The organism is Sphingomonas degradans (assembly GCF_053502645.1).
The window spans coordinates 3,508,427-3,524,742 of record NZ_CP177172.1 but is presented as its reverse complement, the minus strand read 5'-3'; the positions used below and the strand labels follow the sequence as shown (position 1 = coordinate 3,524,742).

Sequence of the window (16,316 nt, the reverse complement as noted above, 5' to 3'; positions counted from 1 at the left end):
CGGCAGCCGCACGGCACGCAAGCCGCAACCGCCATGGCGCGGCTAGAACTTCGCCTCTTCGTACACACGGCTGATGTCGCCGGCCCAGTCGCCATGGAAGCGATCGAGCAGCAGCTGCGCCGGCACCTTGCCAGTGCGGACGATCTCGCGCAGCGGGTCGAGGAAGCCGCTTTCATTGTCGCCCGAGGCGTTCAGCCGCGCGCGCGCCTGAAGCCCCGCGCCGGCAATATCGAGCACTTCGCCGGCAATATCCGCCAGCTTGCCGCCGCCGGGCAGTGGGGCGTCGAGCGCGAGCTTGGGCACCGCGCTGCGCAACGCCTCGCGGCCTTCCATCGACCAGCCCTTCACCAGATCCCAGGCGGCATCGAGCGCGCCTGAATCGTAGAGCAGGCCCACCCACAGCGCGGGCAGCGCGCAGATGCGGCCCCAGCGCCCGCCATCGGCGCCGCGCATCTCGAGGAACTGCTTCATCCGCACTTCGGGGAAGGCAGTGGAGAGATGGTCGGCCCAGTCGTCCATCGTCGGCAGCTCGCCGGGCAGGACCGACAGCTCGCCCTTCAGGAAGTCGCGGAAGCTGAGGCCCGCCGCGTCGATATATTTCCCGTCGCGGTAGACGAAGTACATCGGCACATCGAGTGCATAGTCTGCATAGCGCTCGTAGCCGAAGCCGTCCTCGAACACGAAGGGCAGCATGCCGGTGCGCGCCGGATCGGTATCCGACCAGATATGGCTGCGATACGACAGGAACCCGTTGGGCTTGCCCTCGGTGAAGGGCGAGTTGGCGAATAGCGCGGTCGCCAGCGGCTGCAGCGCCAGACCGACGCGGAACTTCTTCGCCATGTCGGCTTCGCTGGCATAATCCAGGTTCACCTGGATCGTGCAGGTGCGCAGCATCATGTCGAGCCCCATGCTGCCCACGCGCGGCATGTGGCGCAGCATGATGTCGTAGCGGCCCTTGGGCATGATCGGCAGTTCGGCACGGGTCTTGTCCGGCCACATGCCCAGGCCCAGGAAACCGATGCCCAGCGTGTCGCCCACGGTCTTCACCTGTTGCAGGTGGCGGCCGGTTTCGGCGCAGGTCTGGTGCAGATTCTCCAGCGGCGCGCCCGACAGCTCGAACTGGCCGGCGGGCTCCAGGCTGATCGCGCCGTCGGGGCCCGACAGCGCGATGATGTTCTCGCCCTCATAGATCGGCTTCCACCCGAACTGGGTCAGGCCGATCAGCAGCGCGTGGATGCCGCCCGGTTCCTCATAGGACGGCGCACGACGATCGGGCGTCTTCCAATAGACGAATTTCTCGTGCTCGGTGCCGATCCGCCAGCGCTCCGCCGGCTTTTCGCCGCGTGCGAAATACTCGATCAGCTGGGCGCGATCCTCGATGACCGGCGCGTTGTGGTTCGTGTCGGTCTTCGTGCTCATTTCGCGCCTTTAGCGGGGGGCGCGGGGCTGCGCCAGAGGCAATCTATACCGTTCGGTCACCAATCCCCGGCAGCGGCCATCCACACCGCCACGGCGGCGGCGGCGGCGGTTTCCGCGCGCAGGATGCGCGGGCCCAGCGCGATGCCAACTGCCTGAGGATGGGCGCGAATCGCGTCGCGCTCGGTGGGATCGAAGCCGCCTTCAGGCCCGATAAGGATCGCCGCGGGGCCGGGGCGGGCGCGCATCGCCTCCGCCGCCGGCACGCCGCCGGTTTCGTCGGCGAAGAACAGCGCACGCCCGGCCGGCCAGTCGCGCAGCAGCGCAGGCAGCTTCACCGGTTCGACCAATTGGGGCAGCGCAGTGCGCCCGCACTGTTCCGCCGCCTCGACCATATGGGCGCGCAGCCGCTCCAGATTGAGCCGGTCGACGATGGTGCGCCGGGTCAGCACCGGCACCAGCCGGTCGACGCCCAGCTCGCACGCCTTTTCCGCGACCCAGTCGATCCGCCCCTTCTTGATCGGCGCGGCGCACAGCCACAGGTCGGGCACCGGCTCGCGCGGGCGCAGGCATTCGGTCACTTCGACGATCAGGTCACGCTTGCCGACATGGCGGGCGATGCCCAGCCACTCGCCGGTGACATCGTCGCACAGCTTGACTGCCTCCTCGGGCTTCAGCCGCATGACGGAGACGAGGTAATGCGCCTGCGGCCCGTCGATGCGGCGCTCGCCGGGGGCAAGCGGGGCATCGACGAACAGGCGGGGCGTGGAGTCGGGCGGCCAGGCGGGGGTTGCGGGCATGGCCTATCCCCTAGCCGCGCGGCGCGGGCGAATCCACGCTGTTGGTCAAGGCGCGTCGGGAATGTCCTGCCGCCCGTCCGCCGGGCCGTCGCCACGCCGGGGACCGCGCCCGCCAAAGCCGCCCGAGAGGCGCGGCAGCTCGCCTTTCTCGATCTTGCCGTCATGGTTGGTATCCAGCGCCGCGAACCGGATCTCGGCCGCCTTGCGGAACTCGACCGTGTCGACGCCGCGATTGAGGTTGCGGTCCGCGACCGTGATCGGTTCGGGATAGTCGAGATAGCCGAAGCGGGCGGCGCCCTGCTTCATCTGCACTGAGCGCGGCGCGCTGCCGCTGTCGCCGCCACCGGGACCGCCGCCGTCGGGCCCGCCACCACCCGGAGGGCCGCCGCCCCCGCGCCGTCCGCGTCCGCCGCCGGCGCCCCTGCCGCCCATGCCCATCCCCATGCCGCCGGTGCGGATTTCGGGGACGAGCACGGTTTCGTACCGTTCGATGTCGTCGGGGTCGATTTCGCCGTCATGCCGCTCGTCGAGCAGCGCGAAGAAGCGCGCGGCGTCGGCGACCATCTCGTCTTCGGTCAGCACGCCATCATGGTTGGTATCCGCGCCGTCGAACCACACGTCCTGTGGGGCGGGGCCGCCGGGCACCTGCCGGAACGGCTCGCCCATCGGGCTGATGAACAGGCGCGCGCGCGGGCCCCCTGGGCCGCCGGGCCCGCCCGGCCATCCCGCAGGCGGCGGGCCTTCGGGCGGAGCGGATTGCGCCGCGACGGTGCCCACCGAACCGGTGGCGATCAGGGCTCCGAGTAAAAACGTGCGCATCTTCCCTCCGCTTCCATGCATCGGAGGCGGCATGCGACCGCTTCGTCTCGCGATTATGCCAATATGTTTCACCAGGCCCCCCTTGATCTTTGCCCTCGCCGGGCGAAGGAGCGGCGCCATGGCAGAGATTCAGAACAGCGTTCCCGATACCGAACATCGCGGGCTGGTCGGCGCGTTGCCCGCCGCCGCGCGGCCCTTCGCGCTGCTTGCCCGGTTCGATCGCCCGATCGGCTGGTGGCTGCTGTTCTGGCCCGGCGCCTGGGCAATCGCGCTGTCGGGGCAGGCGGTGGCGCGCTGGGATCTGGTGCTGTGGTTCCTGCTCGGCAGCATCGCGATGCGCGGCGCGGGGTGCGTGTACAACGACATCGTCGACCGCGATCTCGACCGCCAGGTCGCGCGCACCGCCAGCCGCCCGCTGGCCAGCGGCGCCGTGTCGCTCAAGGCGGCATGGGCCTGGCTGGGCGTGCTGGCGGCGGTGGGGCTGGTCGTGCTGCTCCAGCTGCGGCCCTTTGCGGCGGGCGTGGCGGTGGCCAGCCTCGCGCTGGTCGCGGCCTATCCCTTCATGAAGCGAATAACCTGGTGGCCGCAGGCGTGGCTGGGCCTCGTCTTTTCCTGGGCCGCGCTGGTCGGCTGGGCCGAGGCGCCGGACATGCGCTGGGCGCCGGGGCTGCTGCTCTATGCCGGGTCGATCCTGTGGGTGATCGGCTATGACACGATCTACGCGCTGCAGGATGTGGAGGATGACGCGATGGTCGGCGTGCGCTCCTCCGCCCGGCGGATGGGCGCGCGGGTGCGGCCCGGAGTCGCGCTGTTCTATGCCGGTGCGCTGGCGCTGTGGGGGCTGTCGATCTGGCAGATGCGGCCCGATCCGCTGGCGCTGGCGGCGCTGCTGCCGCTCGCGCTGCACCTGTTCTGGCAGGTCGCGACGCTGGTGCCCGCCGACGGCGCCAACGCGCTCCACCGCTTCCGGTCGAACCGCGATGCGGGCATCCTTATGTTTGCGGCCTGCCTTGTCGTGGGCCAGACGCTTTGACGTAGGCGCCCGGGCTTCCTAAGTCCTGAGGATGCTGAACACCGAACAAGCCTGTGCCCGCGTCCATGACATCGTTGCTCGCGCGCGCGAAGCCGGGGCCGATGCCTCCGACGCGGTCTTCGCCGCCGACCGATCGCTGTCGGTATCGGTGCGGATGGGCGCGCTGGAGGATGTCGAGCGTTCCGAAAGCGAGGAACTGGGGCTGCGCGTGTTCGTCGGCCGCCGCTCGGCCAGTGTCTCGACGACCGATCTGAGTTCCGCCGCGCTCGACACGCTGGTCGAACGCGCGATCGCGATGGCGCGCGAGGCGCCGGAGGACCGCTGGGCCGGCCTCGCACCGCAGGACCGGCTGATGCACGGCGCGCCGCCGCTGCTCGACCTGGACGACCGCGCCGAGGTGGAGCCCCAGGCGCTCAAGGCGCTGGCGCTGGCCGCCGAGGATGCGGCGCGCGCGGTGCCCGGCGTCACCAACAGCGAAGGCGGCAGCGCGGGCGCCAGCCGGTCGATCTTGGCGCTGGCGACCAGCCATGGCTTCACCAGCGCCTATGCCCAGACCAATCACGGCCTGTCCGCCAGCGTGCTCGCGGGCAGCGGCGGCGCGATGCAGCGCGATTATGCCCACCACAGCGCCCGCCACGCCGCGATGCTGGAATCGCCCGAGGCGATTGGCCGCCGCGCGGGCGAACGGGCAGTGGCGCGGCTCGATCCGGTGCGCCTTGCCAGCGGGCCGATGCCGGTCGTGTTCGATCCGCGCGTCGCGACCAGCCTGATCGGCCATTTTCTGGGCGCGATCAGCGGCGCGGCGATCACGCGCAAGACCAGCTTCCTGCTCGATGCGCTGGGCAAGCAGGTATTCGCAAAGGGCGTGACGATCCTCGACGATCCGCACCGCCCGCGCGGGCTGCGCTCGCGCCCCTTCGATGGCGAGGGGCTGCCGGTCGCGCCGATGACGCTGGTCGAGGCGGGAATGCTCGAGACCTGGCTGCTCGACAGCGCGGCGGCGCGGCAACTGGCGCTGGAGCCGACCGGCCATGCCTCGCGCGGGGTCGGCGGCGCGCCCGGTGTCGCGCCCAGCAATGTCTATATGGCCGCCGGGCATATCCCGCCCGAAACGCTGATCGGCGAGATCGAGCGCGGCGTACTGGTGACCGAATTGATCGGGCAGGGCGTCAACAGCGTCACCGGCGATTACAGCCGGGGCGCGGCGGGCTTCCTGATCGAAAAGGGCGAGATCACGCGCGCCGTGTCCGAGATCACGATCGCGGGCAATCTGAAGGACATGTTCCTCGCGCTGACGCCCGCGAACGATCTGGAATTCCGCTATGGCATCAACGCGCCGACGCTGCGGATCGACGGGATGACCATCGCCGGTGACTGATCTCGCCGCCGAAATCGCGCATATCGCGGCGGACGCCGGGCGACTGGCGATGCGGTTGTGGGAAACCGATTTCCGCCGCTGGGAAAAGGCGCCGGGCAATCCGGTGTGCGCGGTCGACCTGGAAGTCGACGGGATGCTGCGCGACCGGCTGTCGGCGCTGCTGCCCGACGCGGGCTGGCTGTCGGAAGAGACGATCGACAATGCCGCGCGGCTGGCGGGCGAGCGGCTATGGGTGGTCGATCCGATCGACGGCACGCGCGATTATCTGCGCAATCGCCCCGGCTGGGCCGTGTCGGTCGCGCTGGTCGAGCGGGGCCAGCCGGTGATCGGCGTGCTCGATGCGCCCGCGCGCGGCGAAGTGTGGACGGCGCAGGCGGGCAAGGGCGCGTGGCGCAACGGCGAACGGCTGCAGGTGGCGGAGCGGACCCAGCTTGCCGGCGCGCGCGTGCCCGCAGACCAGTTGCCGCGCGTCGACCAGGATCTGGTGACCGTGCCCAAGCCCAATTCGATCGCGCTGCGCATCGCGATGGTCGCGGCGGGCGAGGCGGATCTGCTCGCCACGATCCGCTGGGGCAATGAATGGGACATCGCCGCCGCCGTGCTGATCGCGCGCGAGGCGGGGGCGGCAGTAACCGACGCATTCGGCGATCCGCTGCGCTTCAACACGCCGGACGGCGAGGCATTCGGCGTCCTGGCCACCACGCCCGGCATCCATGCAGCAGCCGTGGAGCGGCTGGCGGAGCGGGCGCGGGCGGGGGTGAAGCGGTGATTCGGATCGCTGTACTTCAGTTCCCCCGCGAACGCGGGGGCCCAGAGCCCCAAGCGCACCGCCCGTAACCCTGGGCTCCTGCTTTCGCAGGAGTACATTGAAACCATAGCTGTTCCCCCGCGAAAGCGGGGGGCCAGAGTCCCAAGCGGGGCGCTCCTTGCTCGGGGCTCCTAGCGAACCGGCCTTATGCTTCCGCGTCCGCCGCGCCTTCGCCCTTGGCCGGGCTCTCGAACCATGCCTCGACCGGGCCGGTCAGCTTGATCGTCAGCGGGTTGCCCTTGCGGTCCACCTTGTTGCCCAGGCACGCGCGGATCCAGCCTTCGGAGATGCAATATTCCTCCACGTCGCGGCGCTGCACGCCCTTGAAGCGGATGCCGATGCCGCGTTCGAGCAGCTCGCGCTGGAAATAGGGGCTGTTCTGGTTGACCGACAGGCGGTCCGGAGGAGTATCGCTCATGCCCGCCCTTTGCCGCTATTGCGCGATGCTTTCAAGATAACGGTGTATCGCCGACACCACGACCGATCCTTCGCCCACCCCCGATGCGACGCGCTTGACCGATCCGGAGCGGACATCGCCCACTGCGAAGATGCCGGGCTTGGACGAGCAGAAGAATGTCTCGCCCGATCCGGTGCGCACGAATCCGGCCGGATCGAGGTCGAGGCAGTCGTCCAGCCAGTCGGTATTGGGGACCGCGCCGATCATCACGAACAGCGCGCCGACATCGTGGCGCTCGGTTCCGCCGGTTTGCCGATCGGTCCAGGTCAGTGCCCTGAGATGCGCGTCGCCCTCCAGTTCGGTCACTTCGGTAAAGGGGTGGAGAGTGATCTTGTCCGACGCCTCGATCCGGTCGATCAGATAGCTCGACATCGTCGCCGCCAGCCCCTCGCCGCGCACCAGCATGTGGACGTGCCCCACGCTGCGCGCGAGATAGATCGCCGCCTGTCCCGCCGAATTGCCGCCGCCGACCACGACGACTTCCTGCCCCGCGCACAGCCCCGCCTCCATCGCGGTGGCGGCGTAATAGATGCCATTGCCCTCCAGTTCGGCATAGCGCGGCAGATCGAGCTTGCGGTAGCGCGCGCCTGTCGCGACCACGACCGAACGCCCCTGGAGCGAGCGGCCATCGTCCAGATGGACGCGATAGGGATGCACCGAACAGTCGATCCCCGCAGCACCGCGCGAAATCAGCAGCCGCGCGCCGAATTTCTGCGCCTGCACCTGCGCACGGCCCGCCAGTGCCTGGCCCGAGATGCCGGTGGGAAAGCCCAGGTAATTCTCGATCTTGGAACTGGTGCCCGCCTGACCGCCCGGCGCGACCGCCTCGATCACGATCGTGTCGAGCCCTTCGGACGCGGCATAGACCGCTGCCGCCAGCCCGGCGGGGCCGGCGCCTACCACCACCACGTCGTGGACATGGTCCGGGTCGATCGCCGTCGCCAGCCCCAGCGCGTCGGCCAGCTGGGCGTTGCTCGGGTTGCGCATCGCGCGCCCCTCGGCGATCACCACTGGCAAGTCGCGCTCGGTGAGCGCGAAACACTCCAGGAATCCGGCGGCGTCGGGATCAGTCTCAGTATCGATGCGGCGATGAGGCAGGGCGTTGCGCGTCAGGAACGTCTCGATCCGCGCCATGTCCGCCGCGTGCGCCGCGCCGACCAGCGCCACGCCGCCCTCGCCGTGCAGCAGCATCCCCATGCGGCGCAGGATGAAGGCGCGCATCACGATCTCGCCAATGTCGGGCTCCGCGGTCATCATCCGCCGGAATGCCGCTCGGTGGACGCGCACGACGCGCGTCTCGCCCGATGCGCGGCCGGTGACCAGCACCTTTCGGTCGTTGAACAGGTCCAGCTCGCCGGTGAACTGCCTGGGCTGGTGCAGGTGCACGACCCGCTCGGTGCCGGCGGCATCGGTATCGACGATCTCGATCGCGCCCGCCACGCACAGGAAGAAATCGACGCTGGTGTCGCCGCGCCGGAACAGCACCGCGCCGTCGTCGAGCGTCTCGGCTTCGCCAAAGCCCGCTACGCGCTCCGCCATTTCGTCCGACAGGATCGGAAAGGTCTGCGCCGACCGCAGATAGGGGTCGGCTGGATCGATGCGGGGCGATTCGGTTTCCATGGTCCGCACCCTAACGCGTAGGCGAGGCGATGCGAGCTAACTCAAAGTATAAGGGCGCGATGATGCCCGTGCGCGCCCCCGTCCGACCACCATAGCCCGATGGCATCGTTGGTTGTCGGGCGGGGTGGCGGGGCGGGGGGTCTGCCTATGCTATCAGCGGCAATAGCGCACCAGCACTGGGCGGCCCTCATAGGGGTCCCAAGTCCGGCGGACGTCGCATACTTCATAGCCGCGATAGCGCCGGTAATGCTGGCGGTAATAATAGCCGTCGCGCGGATAATAGCCGCGTTCGCGGTAATAGCGGCGGTCATAGTCATAGCGGCGATCGTTCGCGAGCGCGGCGCCCAGCGCCAGCCCGGCGACGCCCGCGACGATCGCCACGCCGGTATCGTCGCGGTCGCGATAATGGTGGCGATAGCGCTGCGCGTCTGCAGCGGGCGCCATTGCCGTCAACACCCCGGCGCCCATCACGGCGCCGAGCACTGCCTTCTTCACAAGATTGGCCATGATCTTTCTCCTCGACACTGGCGTCGTGGGGCCGGTGACACCACCGAGTCGCGACGCTGTGATTGCGGGAATAACGCGCGGCGGCTGAACCGGTTCGGAATCGGGTGTTCAGCCGCGGTTTAGGCGGTTAACGGAGCAGCCATGGCTTACTGGCTCCTCCGCTCCGAACCCGATGCTTATTCGTGGGATGATCTGATCCGCGACGGCGGCACCGAATGGAATGGCGTGCGCAACTATACCGCGCGCAATTTCCTGAAAGAGATGCAGCCCGGCGACCGCGCGCTCTTCTACCATTCCAACACCGAAAAGGCGGCGGTCGGCGTGATGGAAATCACGCGTGCGTGGCAGCCGGACGGCGACGACGGCAAATGGGCCAGCGTAGCCGTGGCGCCCGTCGAGAAGCTGGTGCGCCCCGTGCCGCTGGCCGCGATCAAGGCAGAGGCGCGGCTCCAGGCGCTGGAGATGCTGCGCCAGTCGCGCCTGTCGGTGACGCCGGTGCGGCCGGAGGAATGGGCGGTGCTGCTGGAGATGGGCGGGATGCCGGCACCGGATCGCTGAGGTCGATCGGCACGCGGTTGGACCGGTCGGGCTTCTTGCGAAACGCGCGTCCCACGCCCTTGCCCGCATCGCCCAGCAGCTTGACGAAATTGGTCGATTCGCCGGGCTCTTCGCAACAACTGCCGGGGTCGATCGCCTTGCCCACCAGCCGCACGGCGGACGTCGCCGCGCCAAAGATGTCGAGCCCGACCTGACACCCGCCGACGCGCGCCGCACAGGGCGTCTGGGTCACTGCCAGCGCGCCGGCGCCGCTTGCGTTGGGGTTGCCGGGCATCGGCCGGTCGGGCGGCCCGCGCTCGTCCGGCAGCGGCAGGCGCGGCGCCTCCACGCCCTTGCCGCATACCACGATCGTGTCGGGCCCGCCGCGCGATGCCGCGCACGGGTCCGCCAGGATCGACCAGCGCTGGGTGCCGTCCGCCGCCTTTTCCGGCGCGTCCATCGTCCCCGCCGCGCTCGGGACTTCCTGCGCCAGCGGGGCGATCAGCAGCAGTGCAGCCATCAGCATCGCAGGCCCTTCATGTCGTCGTGGGCGCAATAGACCATGGCCGGGACGCGGAGGGAAGCTGTCGCGTAGCCTATGCGGCCGGCGCGGCGAACTGGTCATAGGCGCGCAGCGCGTCGGCGGCGTACATCAGCGCGGGGCCGCCGCCCATGTACACGCACATCGCCATCACTTCGCCGACTTCCTCGCGCGTCGCGCCCATGCCGACCAGCGCCTTGGCGTGAAAGCCGATGCAGCCGTCGCACCGCTGGGTGACCCCGATCGCCAGCGCGATCAGCTCCTTGGTCTTCGCATCGATCGCGCCGTCCGCCCCGGCCGCCTTGGCCAGTCCGTGAAAGCCCTGCATCGCCTCGGGCGCCAGCTTGCGCAGCTGCGCGCTGTAGGCGCTGATGTCGGCAGTGAGTGCGCGGTAGTCCTTGGCCATCGGAAAACTCCCTATTGATTCGTCAATATATGAATTGATATAGAGATGAAATGAAAATGCAAACCGAGGATATGTCCTTAAGCGCGGCGATGGCGCCCCGGGCGGCGGGGGTCGCGGCGTTCCTGTCGGGGCTGGCCAGCCCGCACCGGCTGCTGATCCTGTGCCAGCTGGCGGAGGGCGAGCGTTGCGTGGCCGATCTGATCGCCGCCACCGGCATCGCCCCCACGTCGATGTCGCAGCATCTGGGCAAGCTGCGCGACGAGGGCATCGTCGCGGTCCGCCGCGCGCATCGCACGCTGTTCTATTCGATTCACCACCCCGCCGCACGGGACCTGATGGCCGTGCTCCACGATCATTTCTGCAAGGACCAAAGCCAGTGACACAGCCCACCGTGACTCCCGCCGAGGCCCAGCGCCTGCTCGCCTCGGGCCAGGCAATGCTGATCGACGTGCGCGAGCCCGACGAGTTCCGCGCCGCGCACATCGCCTACGCCGCGTCGATGCCGCTGGGGCAGCTTGCCGCGCTGCTCGCGGAGGCGCGCCTGCCGGCGGATCGCACGCTGATCTTCCAATGCCAGAAGGGCGGGCGCGGCGGCCAGGCCTGTGCCCTCGCCGCACCGGGCTTTGCGGGCGAGATCCGCAACCTGGAGGGCGGGATAGAGGGATGGCGCGCCGCCGGCCTGCCGGTAACGGGCACGGCGCCCGGCGGCGTATCGATCTTTCGGCAGGTGCAGATGATCGTCGGGCTGCTGGTCGCGGGCTTTACGCTGGCTGGCCTGTCGGGGTTCGGCCCCGGCTTCTACGTCGCCGGACTGTTCGGCGCGATGCTGGCCTTTGCCGGGTTCAGCGGCTGGTGCGGGCTGGGGCTGCTGCTCCAGCGGATGCCGTGGAACCGCGCGGCGGGATAACGCCGCGCGGCCCGTCCGCCGCTATGCGCCGATGGCGGAAAGCAGGTCGCCGAGCTGGTCGAGCTGCTCGGGCAGCGCCGCTGCCGAACCCTGCAGCGCTTCCTCCAGCGCCGCGCTGGAGGGATAGCGTTCGTGGAACTGCACCAGCGTCTGCCCGTCGCGGTCCTCGAACGTCACGGTCGTCACTGCGCCTTCTTCGCCCTCGTCGTTGGTCCACACGATGCGTTCGTTCGGCACCACGTCCAGATACTTGCCGTAAAAGGCCATGGTGTCGGCACCGCCGGCGCTGAATTCCAGCCGGTATTTCCCGCCGGTGCGCACGTCCATGTCGCACGCCACGAGTGCCACGCCGGTCGCCGATTTGGGCATCCACCAGCGGCGGAACAGCTCGGGCTGGCTCCACGCCTTGTACACGATGGCCGGCGGTGCATCGAACATGCGCGTCACGATGAGTTCGCGGTCACCTCGGCGCTCGACCGACGTCCGGTTCTGCACGCTGTTGTCGCCGTCAATTTGCTGCGTCATGGCCATCCTCCTCTTTCAGTTCGCGAATGATGTCGTCCAGTGCCTCGAAGCGGGCCTCGAACAGCTTGCGATGGACCTCGATCCACTCGGCCTCCGCCTCAAGGCCGCGCGTTCCGAGCGCGCAGGTCCGAACTCGCCCGACCTTCTGCGTGACGACCAACCCCGCGCGCTCGAGCACCTGGACGTGCTTCTTCATGCCGGTCAGCGTCATCTGAAAACGGTCAGCCAGGCTGGTGATCGATGCCTCCCCCCGCCCAAGCTGGATGATGATCCCGCGCCGGGTCGAATCCGACAGCGCGGCAAAGGAAAGGTCTAGGGCGGGACTCGAACACTGAACCATATGGTTCAGTGTTAGCGCGGCGTCGGGCGGAGTGCAAGCGTCTCGATCCGTGCCCTCCCGAACAAAAAAGCGCCGGGGTTTCCCCCGGCGCCTTTCGCGTCTCAATAGTTCGTGCCGGCTTATGCCGCGGCCTTGGCCCGGCTCGCCTTCTTGCGCTCGTGCGGATCCAGGTGGCGCTTGCGCAGGCGGATCGACTTGGGCGTGACTTCGACCATTTCGTCGTCGTCGATATAGGCGATGGCCTGTTCCAGCGTCATCTTCTTCGGCGGAGTCAGGCGGATGGCGTCGTCCTTGCCGCCCGAAGCGCGGAAGTTGGTGAGCGCCTTCGCCTTCATCGGGTTGACTTCAAGGTCGTCCGTCTTGGCGTTCTCGCCGACGATCATGCCCTCGTACAGCGCCTCGCCATGGCCGACGAACAGGATGCCGCGCTCTTCCAGCGGGCCCAGCGCGTAGCTGTTGGCTTCGCCCGAACCGTTGGAGATCAGCACGCCGTTCTTGCGGCCTTCGATCTTGCCCTTGTGGGGGCCGTACTTCTCGAACAGCCGGTTCATGATGCCGGTGCCGCGCGTGTCGGACAGGAACTCGCCGTGATAGCCGATCATCCCGCGCGACGGCGCGCTGAAAGTGATGCGGGTCTTGCCGCCGCCCGAGGGGCGCATGTCGGTCATCTCGGCCTTGCGCAGGTTCATCTTCTCGACGACCGTGCCCGAATATTCCTCGTCCACGTCGATGATGACGGTTTCGTACGGCTCGGTCTTCTGGCCGTCTTCCTCGCGGAACAGCACGCGCGGGCGGCTGATGCCCAGCTCGAAGCCTTCGCGGCGCATCGTCTCGATCAGCACGCCGAGCTGAAGCTCGCCGCGGCCTGCGACTTCGAAGCTGTCCTTGTCGTCGGCCTCGGTCACCTTGATCGCGACGTTCGATTCGGCTTCGCGGAGCAGACGGTCGCGGATCATGCGGCTCGTCACCTTGGTGCCCTCGCGGCCCGCCATCGGCGAATCGTTGACGGCGAAGCGCATCGACAGCGTGGGCGGATCGATTGCCTGTGCGTGCAGCGGCTCGGTGACGGTGACGTCGGCGATCGTGTTGGCCACGGTCGCGACGGTCAGGCCGGCCAGGCTGATGATGTCGCCGGCGTTCGCTTCGTCGGTCGGCACGCGCTCCAGGCCGCGGAAGGTCATGATCTTCGACGCACGGCCGGTCTCGACGACGTTGCCGTCGTTATCCAGCGCGTGGATCGCCTGGTTGGTCTTGACCGAGCCCGAGAAGACCAGACCGGTCAGGATGCGGCCGAGGAAGTTGTCGCGGTCGAGCAGCGTGACCAGGAACTTGAACGGGCCGTCCGGGTCGGCCGACGGGGCGGGGACGTGGCTGACGATCTTGTTGAACAGCGGCGCCAGCGTGCCTTCGCGCAGCGACGCGTCGTCATTGGCATAGCCGTTGCGGCCCGAGGCGTAGAGCACCGGGAAATCGAGCTGTTCGTCGCTCGCTTCCAGGCTGACGAACAGGTCGAACACTTCGTCCAGCACTTCCTGGATGCGCTCGTCCGGGCGGTCGACCTTGTTGACGACGACGATCGGCTTCAGGCCCAGCGCCAGCGCCTTGCCGGTCACGAACTTGGTCTGCGGCATCGCGCCTTCGGACGAGTCGACCAGCAGGATCACGCCGTCGACCATCGACAGGATGCGCTCGACTTCGCCGCCGAAATCGGCGTGGCCGGGCGTATCGACGATGTTGATCCGCGTGCCTTCCCAGTCCACCGAAGTGCACTTGGCGAGAATCGTGATCCCGCGCTCCTTTTCGAGATCGTTCGAATCCATCGCACGTTCTTCGATGCGCTGGTTGTCGCGGAAAGTGCCGGATTGACGGAAAAGCTGGTCGACGAGCGTGGTCTTGCCATGGTCGACGTGTGCGATGATCGCCACGTTGCGGAGGTTCATGCGGTATCCTGATTGTCGCGGGAGCGCGGTTTCGCCGGCGCCCATAGCGCAATTTGTGCGTTGCGGGAAGGGCGCGCTTTCGCGTGTCCAATGCGCATGGGCGATCTGCTTGGCATCATGCCATTGCGTGCTATATCGGCAATACACACGCGATGGCGCCGCTATTCGCCTTGAACCGGCGGCGCCAAGGCCTCAATCTAGGGGTCACAAAGCTGGAGACGATGGATGGCGACTGCAATTGAGACCGTGACGGCCGACAAGGATCTGGTCCTGACGCCGCCCGATCCCGTGGCGGTCGTGGCGCCGGAAAAGGCCGCCGGTCTGGTCCCCGTCGACGACAAGAAGCGCTCCGAGCTGGAAGTGCGCGTCGACAGCTTCGTCGACGATCTGGTCGCACAGGACGTGAACTCCCCCGAATTCGGCAAGCGCGTCGATGCGATCGCGGCGATGGGGCAAAAGGAAATCCGCGAGGCGGCGGGCCAGTCCAATCGCTTCCTCGATCGCCCGATTCGGGCGATGGGATCGGACACCGGCGTCGGCGCCGATCTGCTCGCGCTGCGCCGCCAGGTAGAGGACCTCGATCCCAGCAAGAACGGCAAGCTGGTCGGCGGCAAGGGCGGCTTTATCGACCGGCTGTTCGGATCGGGCGGCTTCAAGAAATATTTCCAGAAATACCAGTCGTCGCAGACGCACATCAACGCGATCCTCAAGAGCCTGGCCAATGGCAAGGACGAGCTGTTGATGGACAATGCCGCGATCGACACCGAGCGCGCGAATCTGTGGGCGGCGATGGGCCGGCTGGAACAGATGATCTTCCTGTCCAAGGCGATGGACACGCGGCTGGAGGACAAGGCCAACGATCTGGATCACACGGATCCCGCCAAGGCCAAGGCGATCCGCGAGACCGCGCTGTTCTATGTCCGCCAGCGGACCCAGGACCTGCTGACCCAGATGGCGGTGACGGTGCAGGGCTATCTGGCGCTCGACCTAGTCAAGAAGAACAATGTCGAGCTGGTGAAGGGCGTCGATCGCGCGTCCACGACCACCGTATCGGCGCTGCGCACGGCCGTGACGGTCGCGCAGGCGCTGACCAACCAGAAGCTGGTGCTCGACCAGATCACTGCGCTCAACAGCACCACGGCGGGGCTGATCGATTCGACCAGCCAGCTGCTCAAGAGCCAGTCGGCGGCGATCCACGAACAGGCCGCCAATTCGACGATTCCGGTCGAGACGCTCCAGCGCGCGTTCCAGAATATCTACGACACGATGGACGCGATCGACACCTTCAAGCTGAAGGCGCTCGACAGCATGAAGACCACGGTCAACACGCTGTCCAGCGAAGTCGAGAAGTCCAAGGGCTATATCGCCCGGGCCGAAGGCGCGGCGCAGAACCGGATTGCCGGGCCGACCGACGGCTTCAAGCTGGAGGCGATGTAACCCGCGATGCCCACCGACGTCGATCGCCACATCGCCCAGGCCGATGCGTTCCTTGAGCGGACGCGCGAACGCTATGGCGCGGTGTCCAAACGGGCGCGCCGCCAGCGCGAGGGCGAGATCCTGCGTCGGCTGGGGCGGATCGCCGCCGCCGACGCGGCGATCCTCGTCGCCGCCCTGATCGCCGGATTCCTGCTGCCCAGCGGGATCGGCATGTTCGGCGCGTTGTTCGTGATGTTGTTGCTGGCGGTCACGACGCTGGGCTTCGCGATCTTCCCGCTCACCGCCGCGCCGAGCGTGGAGCAACTCCAGCAGGTGCCGCTCAAGGCATTGCCGCTGACGACCGAGCGCTGGCTGGAGGGGCAGCGGCTGGCATTGCCGTCGCCGGTGCGCGGGCTGGTCGATTCGATCGGGGTGAAGCTGGAGATACTGGCGCCGCAGCTCGCCGCGCTGGATGAGCGTTCGCCCGCCGCGACCGAAGTGCGCAAGCTGGTGGGCGAGCAGCTGCCCGAACTTATCAAGGGCTATGCCCGCGTGCCCGAGCCGCTGCGCCGGGTGGAGCGCAACGGTCTGACGCCGGACCAGCAGCTGGCGCAGGGCCTACAGGTGATCGACGACGAAATCGCCGGCATGACCAGCCAGCTCGCACAGGGCGATCTGGACCTGCTGGCGACGCGCGGGCGCTATCTCCAGATCAAATATCGCGACGAGGATAGCGGCAGCCTCGGCTGAGCGGGTCGGCAAAAGAAAAAGGCAGAGGTTCGCGCAGAGGCGCGGAGGCGCAGAGAAGAAGGGGTTTCACGCGAAGGCGCGAAGAGGTTGGACCCGCTGCGTTTTCGCCTTGAGGC

General features: G+C 68.1%; 18 protein-coding genes. 8 read left to right on the top strand and 10 right to left on the bottom strand.

Translation table 11 applies throughout. The annotated features are described in order from the left end of the window. Positions 1-42: 42 nt before the first annotated feature. Genes ACG3SL_RS16070 through ACG3SL_RS16060 form a run of 3 tightly spaced genes read right to left on the bottom strand, consistent with a single transcriptional unit; the run spans position 43 to position 3,035 of the window. Complete coding sequence (locus ACG3SL_RS16070) at positions 43-1,419, bottom strand: glutamate--cysteine ligase (RefSeq protein ID WP_448662175.1); 1,377 nt, start codon at positions 1,417-1,419, stop codon at positions 43-45. A gap of 56 nt (positions 1,420-1,475) precedes the next feature. Then, positions 1,476-2,216 (bottom strand): 16S rRNA (uracil(1498)-N(3))-methyltransferase, encoded by a 741-nt coding sequence (locus ACG3SL_RS16065; protein ID WP_448662174.1) that lies wholly within the window; start codon positions 2,214-2,216, stop codon positions 1,476-1,478. Between the two features lie 45 nt (positions 2,217-2,261). Beyond that, positions 2,262-3,035: an EF-hand domain-containing protein gene (locus ACG3SL_RS16060; RefSeq protein WP_448662173.1), complete on the bottom strand. Its 774-nt coding sequence runs from the start codon at positions 3,033-3,035 to the stop codon at positions 2,262-2,264. 118 nt (positions 3,036-3,153) lie between these two features. Between ACG3SL_RS16060 and ubiA the strand changes: the two genes are divergently transcribed. The 3 genes from ubiA to ACG3SL_RS16045 are packed head-to-tail and all read left to right on the top strand — an operon-like array spanning position 3,154 to position 6,215. Beyond that, a complete protein-coding gene (gene ubiA, locus ACG3SL_RS16055; RefSeq protein WP_448662172.1) occupies positions 3,154-4,068 on the top strand; it encodes a 4-hydroxybenzoate octaprenyltransferase in 915 nt (304 codons plus the stop codon). A 31-nt stretch (positions 4,069-4,099) separates the two neighbouring features. Further along, a complete protein-coding gene (locus ACG3SL_RS16050) occupies positions 4,100-5,446 on the top strand; it encodes a TldD/PmbA family protein (protein WP_448662171.1) in 1,347 nt (448 codons plus the stop codon). Further along, the gene (locus ACG3SL_RS16045) at positions 5,439-6,215 is read left to right on the top strand and encodes a 3'(2'),5'-bisphosphate nucleotidase CysQ (protein WP_448662170.1); all 777 of its coding nucleotides are present in this window, start codon (positions 5,439-5,441) and stop codon (positions 6,213-6,215) included. Before ACG3SL_RS16050 ends, ACG3SL_RS16045 begins: the two co-directional genes overlap by 8 nt. Positions 6,216-6,399: 184 nt before the next feature. On the opposite strand, the gene ACG3SL_RS16040 is transcribed toward ACG3SL_RS16045, so the two are convergent. The 3 genes from ACG3SL_RS16040 to ACG3SL_RS16030 all read right to left on the bottom strand — a co-directional run bounded on the left by ACG3SL_RS16040 (position 6,400) and on the right by ACG3SL_RS16030 (position 8,838). After that, positions 6,400-6,672 carry a DUF3297 family protein gene (locus ACG3SL_RS16040; protein ID WP_448662169.1) on the bottom strand — a complete coding sequence of 91 codons (273 nt, stop codon included), beginning with the start codon at positions 6,670-6,672 and terminating at the stop codon, positions 6,400-6,402. 15 nt (positions 6,673-6,687) lie between these two features. Continuing rightward, positions 6,688-8,331, bottom strand: coding sequence for an FAD-dependent oxidoreductase (locus ACG3SL_RS16035; protein ID WP_448662168.1), 1,644 nt, complete (start codon positions 8,329-8,331; stop codon positions 6,688-6,690). A 153-nt stretch (positions 8,332-8,484) separates the two neighbouring features. Beyond that, positions 8,485-8,838 (bottom strand): hypothetical protein, encoded by a 354-nt coding sequence (locus tag ACG3SL_RS16030; RefSeq protein WP_448662167.1) that lies wholly within the window; start codon positions 8,836-8,838, stop codon positions 8,485-8,487. 141 nt (positions 8,839-8,979) lie between these two features. On the opposite strand from ACG3SL_RS16030, the gene ACG3SL_RS16025 reads away from it, so the two are divergent. Continuing rightward, positions 8,980-9,396: an EVE domain-containing protein gene (locus tag ACG3SL_RS16025; RefSeq protein WP_448662166.1), complete on the top strand. Its 417-nt coding sequence runs from the start codon at positions 8,980-8,982 to the stop codon at positions 9,394-9,396. 575 nt (positions 9,397-9,971) lie between these two features. Here the strand turns inward: ACG3SL_RS16025 and ACG3SL_RS16020 are convergent. Further along, positions 9,972-10,322, bottom strand: a complete 351-nt coding sequence (locus tag ACG3SL_RS16020) for a carboxymuconolactone decarboxylase family protein (protein WP_448662165.1) — start codon at positions 10,320-10,322, stop codon at positions 9,972-9,974. A gap of 50 nt (positions 10,323-10,372) precedes the next feature. Here ACG3SL_RS16020 and ACG3SL_RS16015 point away from each other — a divergent pair, with 50 nt between their 5' ends. Both ACG3SL_RS16015 and ACG3SL_RS16010 read left to right on the top strand, forming a co-directional pair. Next, complete coding sequence (locus tag ACG3SL_RS16015) at positions 10,373-10,702, top strand: ArsR/SmtB family transcription factor (protein ID WP_448662164.1); 330 nt, start codon at positions 10,373-10,375, stop codon at positions 10,700-10,702. After that, positions 10,699-11,229, top strand: coding sequence for a rhodanese-like domain-containing protein (locus ACG3SL_RS16010; protein ID WP_448662163.1), 531 nt, complete (start codon positions 10,699-10,701; stop codon positions 11,227-11,229). Before ACG3SL_RS16015 ends, ACG3SL_RS16010 begins: the two co-directional genes overlap by 4 nt. A 21-nt stretch (positions 11,230-11,250) precedes the next feature. Here the strand turns inward: ACG3SL_RS16010 and ACG3SL_RS16005 are convergent, their stop codons facing one another. From ACG3SL_RS16005 to typA, 3 genes are all read right to left on the bottom strand, one after another. Then, positions 11,251-11,754, bottom strand: coding sequence for an SRPBCC family protein (locus tag ACG3SL_RS16005; protein ID WP_448662162.1), 504 nt, complete (start codon positions 11,752-11,754; stop codon positions 11,251-11,253). Next, complete coding sequence (locus ACG3SL_RS16000; RefSeq protein WP_448662161.1) at positions 11,738-12,094, bottom strand: ArsR/SmtB family transcription factor; 357 nt, start codon at positions 12,092-12,094, stop codon at positions 11,738-11,740. The genes ACG3SL_RS16005 and ACG3SL_RS16000 overlap by 17 nt, the downstream gene beginning before the upstream one ends. A 119-nt stretch (positions 12,095-12,213) precedes the next feature. Further along, positions 12,214-14,034, bottom strand: a complete 1,821-nt coding sequence (typA, locus tag ACG3SL_RS15995; RefSeq protein WP_448662160.1) for a translational GTPase TypA — start codon at positions 14,032-14,034, stop codon at positions 12,214-12,216. A 225-nt stretch (positions 14,035-14,259) separates the two neighbouring features. On the opposite strand from typA, the gene ACG3SL_RS15990 reads away from it, so the two are divergent. Both ACG3SL_RS15990 and ACG3SL_RS15985 read left to right on the top strand, forming a co-directional pair. Beyond that, positions 14,260-15,471 carry a toxic anion resistance protein gene (locus ACG3SL_RS15990; RefSeq protein WP_448662159.1) on the top strand — a complete coding sequence of 404 codons (1,212 nt, stop codon included), beginning with the start codon at positions 14,260-14,262 and terminating at the stop codon, positions 15,469-15,471. Between the two features lie 6 nt (positions 15,472-15,477). Continuing rightward, positions 15,478-16,200 carry a hypothetical protein gene (locus ACG3SL_RS15985; protein ID WP_448662158.1) on the top strand — a complete coding sequence of 241 codons (723 nt, stop codon included), beginning with the start codon at positions 15,478-15,480 and terminating at the stop codon, positions 16,198-16,200. Positions 16,201-16,316 lie beyond the last annotated feature (116 nt).

Coding starts and splice junctions, on each gene's coding strand:
- ACG3SL_RS16070 (WP_448662175.1), bottom strand. CDS start 1,419: ATGAGCACGAAGACCGACACGAACCACAACGCGCCGGTCATCGAGGAT.
- ACG3SL_RS16000 (WP_448662161.1), bottom strand. CDS start 12,094: ATGGTTCAGTGTTCGAGTCCCGCCCTAGACCTTTCCTTTGCCGCGCTG.
- ACG3SL_RS16050 (WP_448662171.1), top strand. CDS start 4,100: ATGCTGAACACCGAACAAGCCTGTGCCCGCGTCCATGACATCGTTGCT.
- ACG3SL_RS16060 (WP_448662173.1), bottom strand. CDS start 3,035: ATGCGCACGTTTTTACTCGGAGCCCTGATCGCCACCGGTTCGGTGGGC.
- ACG3SL_RS16025 (WP_448662166.1), top strand. CDS start 8,980: ATGGCTTACTGGCTCCTCCGCTCCGAACCCGATGCTTATTCGTGGGAT.
- ACG3SL_RS16020 (WP_448662165.1), bottom strand. CDS start 10,322: ATGGCCAAGGACTACCGCGCACTCACTGCCGACATCAGCGCCTACAGC.
- ACG3SL_RS16040 (WP_448662169.1), bottom strand. CDS start 6,672: ATGAGCGATACTCCTCCGGACCGCCTGTCGGTCAACCAGAACAGCCCC.
- typA (WP_448662160.1), bottom strand. CDS start 14,034: ATGAACCTCCGCAACGTGGCGATCATCGCACACGTCGACCATGGCAAG.
- ubiA (WP_448662172.1), top strand. CDS start 3,154: ATGGCAGAGATTCAGAACAGCGTTCCCGATACCGAACATCGCGGGCTG.
- ACG3SL_RS16005 (WP_448662162.1), bottom strand. CDS start 11,754: ATGACGCAGCAAATTGACGGCGACAACAGCGTGCAGAACCGGACGTCG.
- ACG3SL_RS15990 (WP_448662159.1), top strand. CDS start 14,260: ATGGCGACTGCAATTGAGACCGTGACGGCCGACAAGGATCTGGTCCTG.
- ACG3SL_RS16065 (WP_448662174.1), bottom strand. CDS start 2,216: ATGCCCGCAACCCCCGCCTGGCCGCCCGACTCCACGCCCCGCCTGTTC.
- ACG3SL_RS16015 (WP_448662164.1), top strand. CDS start 10,373: ATGAAAATGCAAACCGAGGATATGTCCTTAAGCGCGGCGATGGCGCCC.
- ACG3SL_RS16035 (WP_448662168.1), bottom strand. CDS start 8,331: ATGGAAACCGAATCGCCCCGCATCGATCCAGCCGACCCCTATCTGCGG.
- ACG3SL_RS16030 (WP_448662167.1), bottom strand. CDS start 8,838: ATGGCCAATCTTGTGAAGAAGGCAGTGCTCGGCGCCGTGATGGGCGCC.
- ACG3SL_RS15985 (WP_448662158.1), top strand. CDS start 15,478: ATGCCCACCGACGTCGATCGCCACATCGCCCAGGCCGATGCGTTCCTT.